Annotated in this window: 12 protein-coding genes; all 12 read right to left on the reverse strand. The window is 57.0% G+C overall.

What is annotated here, in order from left to right:
• Positions 1 to 195: 195 nt before the first annotated feature.
• On the reverse strand, positions 196 to 1,380 hold the full coding sequence (locus QMZ18_RS29530) for a cytochrome-c peroxidase (RefSeq protein WP_282610002.1): 1,185 nt from the start codon (positions 1,378 to 1,380) through the stop codon (positions 196 to 198).
• A gap of 11 nt (positions 1,381 to 1,391) precedes the next feature.
• Entirely contained in the window at positions 1,392 to 2,153 is a 762-nt protein-coding gene (locus tag QMZ18_RS29535) for a carboxypeptidase regulatory-like domain-containing protein (RefSeq protein WP_282610003.1), read from the reverse strand.
• Positions 2,150 to 2,926 carry a cytochrome c gene (locus QMZ18_RS29540; RefSeq protein WP_282610004.1) on the reverse strand — a complete coding sequence of 259 codons (777 nt, stop codon included), beginning with the start codon at positions 2,924 to 2,926 and terminating at the stop codon, positions 2,150 to 2,152. Before QMZ18_RS29540 ends, QMZ18_RS29535 begins: the two co-directional genes overlap by 4 nt.
• 13 nt (positions 2,927 to 2,939) lie before the next feature.
• Positions 2,940 to 5,567, reverse strand: a complete 2,628-nt coding sequence (locus tag QMZ18_RS29545; RefSeq protein ID WP_282610005.1) for an arsenate reductase (azurin) large subunit — start codon at positions 5,565 to 5,567, stop codon at positions 2,940 to 2,942.
• A gap of 10 nt (positions 5,568 to 5,577) precedes the next feature.
• Complete coding sequence (locus QMZ18_RS29550; RefSeq protein WP_282610006.1) at positions 5,578 to 6,174, reverse strand: arsenate reductase (azurin) small subunit; 597 nt, start codon at positions 6,172 to 6,174, stop codon at positions 5,578 to 5,580.
• 224 nt (positions 6,175 to 6,398) lie between these two features.
• Positions 6,399 to 7,352, reverse strand: a complete 954-nt coding sequence (locus QMZ18_RS29555) for an anti-sigma factor (RefSeq protein WP_282610007.1) — start codon at positions 7,350 to 7,352, stop codon at positions 6,399 to 6,401.
• Between the two features lie 8 nt (positions 7,353 to 7,360).
• Complete coding sequence (locus QMZ18_RS29560) at positions 7,361 to 8,023, reverse strand: sigma-70 family RNA polymerase sigma factor (RefSeq protein WP_282610008.1); 663 nt, start codon at positions 8,021 to 8,023, stop codon at positions 7,361 to 7,363.
• Positions 8,024 to 8,386: 363 nt separating this feature from the next.
• Positions 8,387 to 8,995: a nitroreductase gene (locus QMZ18_RS29565; RefSeq protein ID WP_322097412.1), complete on the reverse strand. Its 609-nt coding sequence runs from the start codon at positions 8,993 to 8,995 to the stop codon at positions 8,387 to 8,389.
• 98 nt (positions 8,996 to 9,093) lie between these two features.
• Positions 9,094 to 9,882 (reverse strand): ferredoxin--NADP reductase, encoded by a 789-nt coding sequence (locus QMZ18_RS29570; protein ID WP_282610009.1) that lies wholly within the window; start codon positions 9,880 to 9,882, stop codon positions 9,094 to 9,096.
• 350 nt (positions 9,883 to 10,232) lie between these two features.
• Positions 10,233 to 10,700 carry an RpiB/LacA/LacB family sugar-phosphate isomerase gene (locus QMZ18_RS29575; protein WP_282610010.1) on the reverse strand — a complete coding sequence of 156 codons (468 nt, stop codon included), beginning with the start codon at positions 10,698 to 10,700 and terminating at the stop codon, positions 10,233 to 10,235.
• A complete protein-coding gene (locus QMZ18_RS29580) occupies positions 10,697 to 11,779 on the reverse strand; it encodes a glycerol-3-phosphate dehydrogenase (protein WP_282610011.1) in 1,083 nt (360 codons plus the stop codon). Before QMZ18_RS29580 ends, QMZ18_RS29575 begins: the two co-directional genes overlap by 4 nt.
• On the reverse strand, positions 11,779 to 12,846 hold the full coding sequence (locus QMZ18_RS29585) for an ABC transporter ATP-binding protein (protein ID WP_282610012.1): 1,068 nt from the start codon (positions 12,844 to 12,846) through the stop codon (positions 11,779 to 11,781). The genes QMZ18_RS29580 and QMZ18_RS29585 overlap by 1 nt, the downstream gene beginning before the upstream one ends.
• Positions 12,847 to 12,883: the final 37 nt, after the last annotated feature.

The following is a 12,883-nucleotide window of genomic DNA, read 5'->3' on the forward strand; positions in this document are numbered from 1 at the left end:
TTCCGCCGCGACGCCATGAAGAAACCTGTCGCCGTCGCAGGCATCGACCCCAACGACATGCGGCCACAGCCTTCTCTGTAAACCGGGCCAAGCCTCTAAGGCTCACCGCAGAGACGACAAAACGAAGGCGGGAGAAATCCCGCCTTCGTGCTTTCCTGTAGACACTTTGATCATCGACTCACGATGATGAGAACGTCACCATTGATTCTCCATCGGAAAATCGAGCACGCCGTAGGGTGGCGACTTAGGCCGTTCAACGAGAACTTCCGAACCGGAAAGACTGTCGAGGAAGGCAACGAGATCGTCTATCTCGGCATCACTTAAGCCCAAGGGTTTAATCTTGTCGGTCTTATTGCCGAAAGGCTCGGCCTCACCGCCCTTATTATAAAACTCAACGACCTCACGAAGATCGAAAAAGACACCGTTGTGCATGTAAGGCGCTGTGTAGGCCAAATAACGTAGCGGTGGGGTGCGGAACTTACCGATGTCGGCAATGTCCTTGGTCTTCCGGTATCGGCCCGGGTCACGGTCCAGATGCAGAAAGTCTTTCTCCTCGAATCCCGAGGAGCGCATGCGTTCGCGGAAGGCGATCTGGCGCTGAAGGTTTTCGATAAATGCAGGGTTGGTCGGCAAACCGATGTTGTAGAAGGCCTGGTCGGTCATCAACGGCCCTTCATGGCAGGCAATGCAGCCAGCCTTCCCCTCAAACAGCCCCTTACCGCGCAGCGCCCCTTCTGACAGCGCGCCCTCTTCACCGCCCATGTAACGGTCGAACGCGCTGTCATCAGAAATAACCGTGCGTTCATAAGCAGCGATCGACGCAAGCGCTTTGTCGTAAGTCGGAGCGTCGCCCCAGACTTCCTCAAACAAACGAACGTACTCCGGAATCTGCTTCATGCGCTCCTCCGCGAGAATCTTTTTCAGATTGCCTGCCAGTGCGCCGGAAATAGCCGAATGGGCCTGCGCTTCCAGAGTGTCTGCGGAGGACGTCCAGAACCATCCCTTGGTCAGAAAAGCCGAATTGACCACGGTTTGAGAGTTACGCCAGTGCATGGTGCCTGGATAACCGCGAGAAAGATCCGCACCGTCACCCCAACCGAGTTTCGGATCATGGCAATCGACACAGCCAATCGAGCCGTCACCGGACAGACGCGCGTCGAAGAAAAGATGCTTACCCAGGGCGATGTTCGCTTCGGTCATCGGGTTATCTTCGGGCACCGGCATGGGCGGCAGGACGCCGAGCGGTTCGTTCACCTCACTCTGTGCTTCGGCGAAATGGGTGAAGGCAAGGGCGGCGAAGGCCGTGAAAGCAATCGCGCTCAGGAGTTTGTTGCGTAGCCTGGAAATCATGGGTCTGGAAGTTATGGGTCTGAAAGTCATACACCTGCTCCTCACGCTTTCATATCGAGGGAAAGATCAAGGGTTTCGCCTGCGGCAAGCGTGATCTCGCGGGTTACCTCGCCCAGGATCGGATGCCACATCACGAGCTCATGATTTCCCGGCGGAACATCAGTGATATCGAACAGACCGTCAGCATCCGTTGCCGCGACATAGGGATGATCGGCGGTATAGATCCAGGCCGACATCCAGTTGTGCGCGTCACAGTCGATCTCCACCACGAACCCCCTTCGCACCTTCAGAGGCGCGATGTCGGTTTGCCCGGCCATCGGTTGAGCGATGTTGAAAAGCGTGCGCCGGGCCCTACCGATCTGTTCGTAGGTGTGAATGTTGTGCAAAAGCGGATCATGATTGACGATGGTGAGCTCTGCGCCTTTTGGCGCCACCTGAACGAACGGTTCGAAGAGACAACGCTTCTGATCGATCTTTGGTTGCGTCATCGCAGCAGGCCAGGGCTTGCCGGCCTCAACCTTGCGCAGAGCAACGACCCCGTCTTTCAAAGCGCCATCGGCGCCGATAGTCAGAGGGTTGGGATTGACCTCACCTACCCCGCAAATGTGCGAGTCCTTGGAAATTGAAACAGAATCTTCCGCAGGCGCTGCTCCGGTGAAACGTAGGACACCTTTAAGGCGCCCGCCGTCCTTTACGTCACCTTGTGCATAGGCCCTGCCGATCTGCGACCAGCCGATTCCCCCCAGAGCAAGGGTCGCGCCACCGGCGACGAGCGCCCGACGCCTGCTTATAGACTTGATCATTGTTTCTCCTCCTGCGAAGCCCCTGCTTCGGCTCTAAGGGTCAAAAGATATTCAGTGAGGGCCCAGAGTTCTTCATGGGAGGCCCGGCCCGCGTAAGAGGGCATCGGTGAGCCGTCCAGGCCCGTGTAGAAACGCGTCCAAACCTCTTCCGGTGCATCACCACCCTTGTAACTTCCACTCACCAGGCTGGCGGCAAAGATGCGGCGCCTGTCGTCGTCTTTGAGAGTCAGGGACGAGGCCCCGTCCCCGTCGCCTTCATCGCCATGGCAGGCCGCACACTGCAGTCGCTCGTAGACCTGCCGTCCCAATTCCAGATTGACCGTCTCCGGCCTCGGTGGAACCGTGACGGGCGCCCCCTCCTTGTCCATCCAGGCAAAGGTGCGTACGACCTCGACGAGAGCCCAGCGGTCTGCTTCCGATAGGGACGCAAAGCTTGGCATCTGCGCTCCGTTCGATCCGGCAAGACCATGGGTAATACTGTCGAAAAGATCTTGCGCCGTTGGAAATTCGCCGGTCGGAGTCGAGCGGATCTTGAAGACCCCGAGCGTGAGATTACGAGGACGTTGCGAAAGGTACTTTGCGCCGGGTCCATCTCCCTCGCCCTCGGCCCCATGGCAGGCGGAACATTCCCGCGCGTAAAGTTCCTGCCCGTGGGCGAGAGCTTGCGGATCGGGCGAGACATACTGCGCTACGGCATGTTTGGTGAGCGCGAACTGGACCAAAGCAGCGAAAATCAGAGCCAGGCCAGTGAAAAGAAGTGATGCAAGTTTCATTTCGGAGCTCCCGTCATCCGATGCTGCGGGGAATGAAAGACATGGCGGAATCGACGCTTTTCAGCGGCGTTTCACCGGCCTTCTCCACCCGTCCTTTCCCGATTTTGTAGTTGTAGACAGCGGTGACAGGATCAACGACCGCCGGTACGACGGTGTTGGAATTCTGTCCGGGGTAGAAGGCGTAGGTGTAGGTGACCCCCGGCGCGACTTCGTCCGTGAGATACGCAACCAGCGACAACACGCCCTTGGTCATGCGCCCGAGTTGATCGCGGACCTGGTCGTTGGTGACATGAACCAGATCCCCGCTCTCGATCCCGCGGGCCTTCGCATCTTCAAAGTTGATGAAGAGCCAGTTCATCGGCCAGCGTTCGCGGATATAAGGTTTGCGCAGGTCGTCGTACATAGTTTGCCAGATGTGATTAATCCGGCCATTCAGAACCCAAAGCTCGTCATCCTTGGGCTTAAACTCTTCGAAGATCGGCTCTGCCATCCGCCAGTCGCCGCGCATGAAAATCGCTTTACCGGATTTCGTCTTATGCTTGGTGACATTCCAGTTATGGTTCTCGGGGTCGGTAATGGCCTTGTCATGCAGACGGACCGTGCCGGTGAGCTTGCCATCGACGACCCGCGCCGGCAGTTGAATACCCGTGGTCGAGAGGGCACGAAGCTGTTCATGGCCGGAGAGACCATTTGAGCGGGCAAATTCGATGACCTGGGTGTAGTCATAGTGCCCGCCTTTGGAGCGGGCGGCGGCCTCTTCAAAGACCGCGTTGCCATCCTTCCAGGCGAAGCCCTCGTAGCCCATCTTTGTGGCGATCTGTCCGACAATCCACCAGTCGGGTTTCGCAGATCCAGGAGCATCGTAGAATTTGGAATAGATCCGCAGGCGGCGCTCGCCCTGGGCTCGAGTGAGGTCGGTTTCGCCCCAGGTCGCGGCGGGAAGCACCAGATCGACATATTCGGTTAGATCGTTTGGATAGATTTCCTGCACGACCAGCGCCATGCCGCCAGCATCCATACGCGCCTTGAGCTGAGCAATGATTTCGTCGCGGTCCAGGCTGTCGACCTGCTTTTCATGTCCCCGCGTGAAGCTGTGGATCTTCTCGCGCAAGGCCTGCCCTGCCGACATGGAGGTCACCCAGGTGTGTCCGATGACATGGCAGTAGCGGAGATTGCCCTCCATGGCATGGCGGTCGAAATGAAGCGGCAGTTTGTCCTCGGTCTTCTCGCCGGTAACCGGATGGACAAAGAGGTCGCCCGATTTTTTCAGCGGATAGCCCGCGCCTTTCATCATTCCACGCTGGTGCCCGCCGAGGCGCCCGAGGATCCGGCCGGGACGGCCCGACGCGCCGTTCAGCAGCGCAAGACCAGAGAAAGAACTCGTGTTGGGGAAATTGAAGGACCAGTAATTGCCCTTCTCCAGGAAGAAAGACGCCTTCGGCCTCAGGGTGCCACGGGGCTTGGCCAGCATCTTCGCTGCGAGGATCAGCTTCTCTGCCGGAACGCCGGTAATCTCGGCGGCATTTTCGATTCGATAAGCGTCGTCTGAGAGGATGAAGGCTTTGTAGTCTTCGAAAGGCCCTCCAAAGCGTTTTCGCCGCCAGGAGGTTTCCTTCATCATGTCCTCGCTGGAAACCGTGTAATTGGTGATGAAATCGCTGTCTTCCCAGCCCTGCTCCAGGATGTAGCGGGCGATCGCATTGTTGAGCACGCTGTCGGTGCCGGGCGTCAGTTGCAGATGCAGTCCGCCCGTGCGTTCCGCATAGGCTGCCGTCGGGCTTTTTCGGGGATTGATCTGAATGATCTTGGCCCCGCCCGGCGCCATCCATTCGGTGAAAAGAATGGTGTGATTTTCGTAAGGGTCAGAGCCCGAAATCACGATGACATCGGCCTCCATGACGTCAGGATAGCCATAGGAGAATCCGTCGACACCCGCATCGTCCACGCCGGTGGCGTCATTGGCGGCGGTGTTTTTATCGTGCTCCGCACCTGCGGGAGTCCCAACGGCACCATAGGCCCACTTGGTCAGCGCATAGGTGTTCTCCCAGAACTGGTAGGAGTAGTATTTGATCCCCCAGGCCTCTTCCCCCCACTTGTCGATGGCATAGCGGCCAAGTTCGGCGGCGATCGTGGTCGCGTCCTCCCAGGAGATGGCATGCAGCATGCCGCGTGAACGGACCATCGGGGTTTGCAGGCGTTCGGCAGTGGGGCGTTTCGGATTGTAAGGCTTGAGCCCTAGGGTTCCGCCGCGGACTGAATGGTTACCTTTCCGGTTCACCGCCGTTTCGCCGTCCGGCAGGATGACGACGTGATGGGGTTCGCCGTTGTGGCGCACCACATTGTGCATATTCGGGCTGACCCACTTGCCCGAAACAGGCCCGGTGGGAAACTGCTCATTGAAGGCGTTGTGGTCGGGCTTCGCACCGCCCTCGCTGTGATAGGGCCAGCGATAGACTTTGTAGCCGCAGCCGACGATACAGTACTCGCAGGCGGTCGGCAGGACCTCCGCATCGGCTGGAGGTATCGGGACTTCGTCCACGGGCAAATCGTAGCTGCCGGTGTCGAGCGACGGCGTGCGGGCCGCGGTCAAAAATTCACGGCGCGATTTATCAAAAAGTGATCTTCTGGGTTTGTCAGTCATGTTTTTTCCTTCAACCGCGCATGAGCCGTCGGCCGGATCCGCTGGGTTTTTGCGCATCCTCGGCAAAGTCACCGCCTTCGAGATTGTTCCGTTGACCGTAAATCAGACCGATCACGCCGACGGCGACGATCTCGTCGCCATCCAGGCGCAAAACGATCTGAGGCAGGTTCTGTGTCGCCTGCGCATGAACGGGGATTCCGCCTTTGGTGAGATCGAAGGTCGAGAAGTGAAAGGGGCACGGCCCAAGCGCATTCACGTCATGCCGATAGCGCCCGCGCAGGGAACCGCCCATGTGCGGACAGAGGGTCGAGTAGGCGACGATATCCCGGTCAACTCCGACGCCGCGTCGTGCAGTTGTCCCAAGCTTGACCAGAAGATTGGGTTGTTGCTTCAGGGGATAGGCAAAAGCGAGGGGCTCGCCCTCGATCAGCGCGGAAGCGTTCCCGATCCGGAGTTCCGGATAGATATCTCGGCTGAGATCCGCCTCACCCGTGGCTGCTTCGACAATATCGCTTGGCACAAAGCTCGCGGCCATCACACCACAAGCTGCACCCTTCATCGCCAACCGGCGGCTAAAACAAAATTCCGAATCCTTTTGGTCGGTCATGAAGCGTCCCTCGTTTGTTGATGATGCCTCTGATGAGTAAGAGCCTCGGTAGCCAGGCGCTTGTTACTCGCTCGACCTTCGATGCGAATGGTCCGAACGGATCTGGTACCGAGCGTCATGACGCGTTCTCCCGTTGCCCGAATGCACGACATTGGGCTGGCTCGATTCAGAGACTGGAAAAAACCAGCGGCTAACCTAGCCGCGGGCGCGGGTTAACTTGCTATCTAGGTTTCGTGGTTTGCGGCCAGTTGGGCGCGGGTTCGATTTGGCTGTTTTCGACTGCGGTCTGCCAAAATTGGACTGCCGGTTGCGGCAGCCTTAAGCTTCAAGCCTCCGATGAAGCGCAGCATCTCGTTTTTCGGTTGATCCGAAACCAGGGCGTAAACGAGGTCTCCGCTTTGCCAGATCAGATTGCTATAACCCTTGACCTCAGAGCTGGAGATGACCTGACTTGCCAGCGGTTCCCAGGTCCCTTCTGGAATCTCAAGGCCCTCCCCCGTCATGACATAAAGCGAAACGCGGTCGCCCGAACGCTCGTACATCAGGGCGGAAAGCCGCCGGTTCAGGAAATAACAGAGGCGGCTGCCGACCAGGCGAAAACCATCCGTCTCCGACCGGTCCAATGGCAGTCGGAAGTCGACCTTGCCATTAAACCATTCTTTCAATTTCGCGGGATCCGACGCCGCCATATCCAGAGAGCGCTCACTCATCTTGAAGGTGATGAAATCGTTTACCGGCTCGACGACCAATGGGTTTTTCCCACCAAGGCGGCTCCAATAGGGTGAGGAAAAACCAACCCCAAGCGCCAGCAGAAAACCAGCGGCGATCGCCCCGGCACGCCGCCGGCCAAACCGTGATACTCGGGTTGAATTCTGGTCTGGAGTGTCATCGCGATGAGGCTGGCCGGACACTTCCGTCAACGTGTTTTCGGACATACTATCGGGCCGGTCATCTGAGATCGAAAGCATAACATCGCCCCAGAGGCCATCCGGCGCCTGTTCATCACGACAAGTCTGTTGCAGCCGTCGCTCAATCGCGATTGTTTCCTCAACTGCCTTGGAACAACCTGAGCAATAGGTCAGATGACCTTCGACGATGCGGGCTTCGTGTGCAGGCAATTCCCCGTCCACATAGGCTGATAAAGCCTGTCTCATCAACTCACAGTTTGTCTTCGCCATATTCTCAGTCACTTTCTCTGGACCGATGGTTCGTCGCGCTGACTTTTGCGCGCCGGGCCGGTCCCTCCACCGCCAGGCCGAGCCGGGTCGGAATCAGATTTTACAAAACGGATAAGATCTTCCTGCAGCACCTGACGGCCACGGCTGAGACGCGACCGCACCGTACCAATCGGACAGCCGACGACTTCGGCGATCTCCGCATAGGTAAATTCCTCGAAAATCGCCAGGACAACGACAATGCGCAGATCGGGCGACAAGCGACCGACCGAACGTACAGCCGCATCGCGGAAATCCTTGTGTTGAAGATCGATTTCCGGATCGCTGTCTCCCACGCCCCGAAACGGAAGCACCGTGGCGACCTGATGCAGCCTGGATGCCGATCCGCCCACATTGGCCTCGTGGCACAGACTGTCGAGATCCACCAGCCGCGGCTCCGCCTGCGCCCGCCGGAGGTCGATGCAGGTGTTGGTCATGATTTTAAAGATCCAGGCCCGGTAATTGGTCCCGGTTTCGAAACGATGAAGAGCCCGAAAGGCCTTCAGGCAGGTGTCCTGAACCAAATCCTCGGCAGCCTGCTTTTCCTGTGTCATGCGCAGCGCCGTCCGAAAGAGGCTATCGAGCAACGGTCGCGTCTTTGCTTCGAACGTCTGTTGCCTCGTTTGCAACGTCATAGACACCCCATTCGTTCCGGCCCTTCAATCCAGAAACCGGACCCCGGTCATCGCCACCCCGGCTGATTTGACCTTCTTACCTCCTATAACGAGGCTCCACGAAAAGAGTTCCAGGTTTTTTCGCGGGCGCCGAGATCTTATGAATCATATGGGAAGCTCTGATTGGATCTCGAACATCTTCTTCACCAGTGACTCAGGATGTGACAGTATCAAAGCCACGCCGCAGTTCAAAAAAAGCCCGCCGGATGTTGGCGGGCCATTGATATTATGCTGTTGCACCCGCCCCATGCTGGGCGCCCCTTTGAAGACTGAGCGTTACTCACTGGGCCAGCAGAAAAATCGAATTGTCTGATGCTTGTTCGCCTAGGTAAGGGGGATGGCGTCCGGATAACTTACGACCGTTCCGGCATCAGGGCGTACACGCTCACTCGGCGGCTCGACGGCTGTTCCGAAATACATCAGGCCGACAATATGCTGATCGCCGGTGACGCCCAATGCATGCTTCACGTTGTTGTTGTAGGCAGGCCATTCAGTCAGCCATTGTGCGGCATAGCCAAGTGCGGCAGCAGCATTGAGTAGGTTCATGCAAACAGCACCACACGAGAGCAATTGTTCGAATTCCGGCACGGAATGCTCTTTGTTCACGTTGCTGCTGACCACAATCAAAGTCGGAGCTCTTTGCGGTCGTAAGCGCTCAAACTCAATTTGTGCGTCGTTCGCATCGGGGATACGCGCCTTGAATTCGTTGGCCAGAACATCACCGAGCATGGCTTGAGCGGATTTATCGAGAACCTGTAGACGCCAGGGACCGATCTTACCATGATCCGGCACTCTGATTCCGGCCTCCAGAATTAACTCAAGCTCTTCGCTGGTCGGTCCGGGCTCGCTCATATTCTTAGCCACCACTGACCGCCGACTGCGCAGGAGTTCTATGGATTGTTTTGCTGAAGAATTAACTATGGTGTCCATCATGTCGTCTAGCACTCACTTTTATCACTATGGCGCCTAAAACGAAACTGAGCCTTGCGCAGCCCAACAATCCCGGAAGTCGTATATCTATCATTCCGTCACTAATCGACAAAAGACTTCTCTACGACGAAATCACCGGGCTTTGAATTCGCCCCTTCGACAAAGCCAGCATTCTCAACCAGAGCACGGATATCCCGGATCATTCCCATCGAGCCACAGATCATCACGCGATCACGCTCCGGATCAAAAGGCTCCGTGCCGACGGTTTGAAACAGCTGCCCATTCTCGATCAGATGATTGATTCGCCCCATATTAACGTAATCTTCGCGTGTCACGCTGCCGAAGTAGCAAAGCTGCGTAACAGCCTGCTCACCAACCAGCGGGTCTTTTTTGACGTCATCGACAAGCCTCTGCCCGTAAGCCAGTTCGGCAATTTCACGGCAGGTGTGGGTTACGATAACCCGTTCAAAATTCTCGTAAGTTGCGGGATCGCGAATAATACTGGCAAAGGGCGCAATGCCGGTCCCCGTCGACAAGAGATAAAGGTTTTTGCCTGGCTTCAGAGCATCCAAAACCAACGTGCCTGTCGGTTTCCGACCCAGTAGAAGATTGTCGTTTGCTTGAATGGTCTGCAGGCGGCCGGTCAACGGACCGTCCGGCACCTTGATCGAGAAAAAGTCCAGGGCGTCGTCCCACGCCGGACTGGCGATGGAATAGGCGCGAAGCAGAGGTTTTTCGCCGTTCATCAAGCCAATCATCACGAATTCACCAGATCTGAAGCGAAAGCTCGCCGGTCGCGTGATCCGGAAAGAAAAGAGTCGATCCGTCCAATGATGCACGTCGATGACCCGTTCAGCGGTCACCGATTTTGGCAGATTCGCAGTTTCCATACCCACTCTCAGCTCCAGTCTCGTTCCGTTTTCAATGGCACTCAAGGACTGACCTATTTTCACTAACTCAGTGAAAAGTCTGAATCAGCCGCTCATTCATATAGTTAGAGTGCAATCGGTCTCGACGGTTTCCGTCGAGACCGATTGCACTCCAGCCCGCTTCGCGCACTCTAATAGTCGCCCGGATGGCTATTCGGAAAGCTTTAAGTGGGCGTCGTGCCAGAGACTGCAAGATAGGGATATCAAAGAAAATTGCAAACGATAATCATTATTAACACAAATCTACAAAAATCAATCTCCTTGCGGTCGAGCGATCAGACGTTTCCCGGTCGGCAGATCAGCTAAAGGCACTACCTCACCTGGTCCAGAGCTGCGAGTTTGGCTACCTTGGGTGCCGAGCGGCCACCTTGGAAGCTGTTCCGGATAAAGATATCGGCGAGCATCTTTGCAACGGATATTCCGGTGATCTGCGCACCGAAAGTCACGATCTGTGCATCGTTGCTCGCAATGGCCCGCTCCGCCGTATAGGGATCTGTCACACACACAGCCCGCACTCCCGGAATTTTGTTTGCAGCAATAGCCATACCTGCACCCGTCCCGCAGATCAGAATCCCACGCTCGAACGCGCCATCGGCAAGCTCCCGGGCAAGACCGGAGCCCATATCCGGGTAATCGACCGGGGTCTCGTCATGCACCCCGAGATCAACGACTTCGATGCCCTGTGAGGCAAGATGGTCGCGCAGGTCATTCTTCATCGTCAGGCCGAGATGATCACAGCCGATGCCAAGCTTTGTGACTTTGATATCGCTGTCCGTCATTGGTTGTTCTCCAATGGATAAAGCGCGGTTCCCAGCGCGCCGTGGTCGAAGGCGAAGAGTTTGTTGTCGAGAATCGCTTCCAGCAGCCTGCAGGCGAGCGGAAAGGCAGCGGGGTCGAGAACGCGGCGCTCAAAGGCAGCAAAAAGTCCTGGCGCGAGGCTGCGGCCGGTATCGATCCCCTCAACGGTTTCTCCCTTAAGGGGTCCCTCCATGACCTGGCGCACGGCTAAGTCTTTGCCGAGATAATGCCCCAGTTTGCTGTTGCGCCCACCACCGACAGTCACATGCAGATCTCCCATGCCGGCCAGATCGAATGCGGCGTCGGGCCGCCCGCCGATCCAGGTCGACAGACGGGCCATCTCCCGGATCGCCTGGTTGAAGGCAGCCGCAGTCGGGTTCTTGGCCGGGCTCCCGGCGCTATCATCCGGATTTAGATAGTGGCTGGTCATCGCGCTGACGCCGATCGCATAGAAATTTTTGAGTGCTGCACAGGCTTCTACGCCGATCAGGTCATCGCTGGTATGGACGCGGTAGTGTGGTGTCTGCATGATCCGCGCGAAGTCGGCGGCCACCGTAAGATCATCCGAAGCGAAGACAACTGAGGTCGGCTGGCGCAACGCAAGTTCCCGGGCAATGCAGGGGCCGCCGATGCCAATAAGAGGCGTATCGCCCAGGTTCGTTGCCGTGAGCGCAGCACGGACTCGCTCGGTAAAGGCGCTGGGTTTATCTTGTCCGGTTTCGGCCAAACCCTTGGTCACCAAGGCGACCGGCTTCGGCCGGTCCATCAGACGAAGCAGTTGCTCAATCACCCAGCCGATGCCGGGGCTGCTGACACCAACGACAAGGACATCCGCTTCGGCACCGTGAGATGGGTTGACCTCGCTGATCTGCATTGGCGTGAGTGCGTCAGGCAGAGGCGCCCGCAATGTCGGATGCTTCGATCGATCCGCCTTAAGGGCTTCTATGATGCCAACATCCAAATGCGTCCCGGCCAGCAGAACCTCATGACCGTTATCAAGGGCTGGAACAGCCAGAGAGCTCCCCATCACACCAGCGCCGAGGATAAGAATCTTTGCCATCAGTCGACCCGCATTTCGCTGCTTTGATCGAAAACGTGAACTTTGTCCGGATTGATCGTGAAATTCAATCTGTCACCATGATTGACACGCAATCTTCCAGGCGCGACTGCGCGGATATCATGCCCATCGAAGCGAATGTGCAGATGCGTTTCGGCACCGGTGTTCTCAACAAACTCGACCGTACCTGAGGCCTCGCCATCAATGCCGACTTCGATATCCAACGGCCGTATGCCATAGACAATCGACTGTCCCGCCGCAGCCGAGGTGGAATCCGGCAGGCGTAAGCTGTTGTCGCCAATTCGCATCGCCGGTTTGCCGTCCTGATTTTCGACAACACCCTTCAGGAGATTGATGGAGGGCGAGCCGATAAAATCGGCTACAAAGCAATTCGCCGGCCGGTCATAGATCTCTTCCGGTGAACCGATCTGTTCGATGTTGCCGCCGTTCATCACCACAATTTCGTCGGCCATGGTCATGGCTTCGATCTGATCGTGAGTGACGTAAATGGTGGTGGTGTTCAGCCGGTCATGGATACGCCGGATTTCAAGACGCATTTGCCCGCGCAGCTTGGCATCGAGGTTGGAAAGCGGCTCATCGAAGAGAAACACCTGAGGATGCCGGACCAAAGCACGGCCCATAGCAACACGCTGCCGTTGACCTCCGGAAAGGGCCCTGGGATACCGCTTCAGATAGTCGGTGAGGTCTAGGATTTCAGCGGCCTCTTCGACCTGCCTTTTTATCTCCTCAGCAGCGATCTTGCGGACCTGCAGACTGAAAGCGATGTTGTCGAACACCGTCATCTGCGGATAGAGCGCATAGGTCTGGAACACCATCGCAATATCGCGGTCGCGTGGATGGATTTCGTTCATCCGCTTACCACCCATGCGAATCTCACCCGCCGAGATAGTCTCCAGGCCTGCGGTCATTCGCAGCAGTGTGGTCTTGCCACAGCCAGACGGACCTAGCAGCACGACGAATTTCTGTGCGTCGATCGCGAAAGAAATATTCTCCATGACCGTTACCGGCCCGAAGTTTTTTCCAATCCCGTCGTATTCAACGGTCGCCATACCTGTACTTCCCCAATCCTGAACTCTTCTTCCCAGA

Source organism: Pelagibius sp. Alg239-R121, from assembly GCF_947331435.1.
Classification (GTDB): domain Bacteria; phylum Pseudomonadota; class Alphaproteobacteria; order Kiloniellales; family Kiloniellaceae; genus Denitrobaculum.

Coding starts and splice junctions, on each gene's coding strand:
- QMZ18_RS29560 (WP_282610008.1), bottom strand. CDS start 8,023: ATGACGTTGCAAACGAGGCAACAGACGTTCGAAGCAAAGACGCGACCG.
- QMZ18_RS29570 (WP_282610009.1), bottom strand. CDS start 9,882: ATGGAAACTGCGAATCTGCCAAAATCGGTGACCGCTGAACGGGTCATC.
- QMZ18_RS29550 (WP_282610006.1), bottom strand. CDS start 6,174: ATGACCGACCAAAAGGATTCGGAATTTTGTTTTAGCCGCCGGTTGGCG.
- QMZ18_RS29540 (WP_282610004.1), bottom strand. CDS start 2,926: ATGAAACTTGCATCACTTCTTTTCACTGGCCTGGCTCTGATTTTCGCT.
- QMZ18_RS29530 (WP_282610002.1), bottom strand. CDS start 1,380: ATGACTTTCAGACCCATAACTTCCAGACCCATGATTTCCAGGCTACGC.
- QMZ18_RS29565 (WP_322097412.1), bottom strand. CDS start 8,995: ATGATGGACACCATAGTTAATTCTTCAGCAAAACAATCCATAGAACTC.
- QMZ18_RS29580 (WP_282610011.1), bottom strand. CDS start 11,779: ATGGCAAAGATTCTTATCCTCGGCGCTGGTGTGATGGGGAGCTCTCTG.
- QMZ18_RS29555 (WP_282610007.1), bottom strand. CDS start 7,352: ATGGCGAAGACAAACTGTGAGTTGATGAGACAGGCTTTATCAGCCTAT.
- QMZ18_RS29575 (WP_282610010.1), bottom strand. CDS start 10,700: ATGACGGACAGCGATATCAAAGTCACAAAGCTTGGCATCGGCTGTGAT.
- QMZ18_RS29585 (WP_282610012.1), bottom strand. CDS start 12,846: ATGGCGACCGTTGAATACGACGGGATTGGAAAAAACTTCGGGCCGGTA.
- QMZ18_RS29545 (WP_282610005.1), bottom strand. CDS start 5,567: ATGACTGACAAACCCAGAAGATCACTTTTTGATAAATCGCGCCGTGAA.
- QMZ18_RS29535 (WP_282610003.1), bottom strand. CDS start 2,153: ATGATCAAGTCTATAAGCAGGCGTCGGGCGCTCGTCGCCGGTGGCGCG.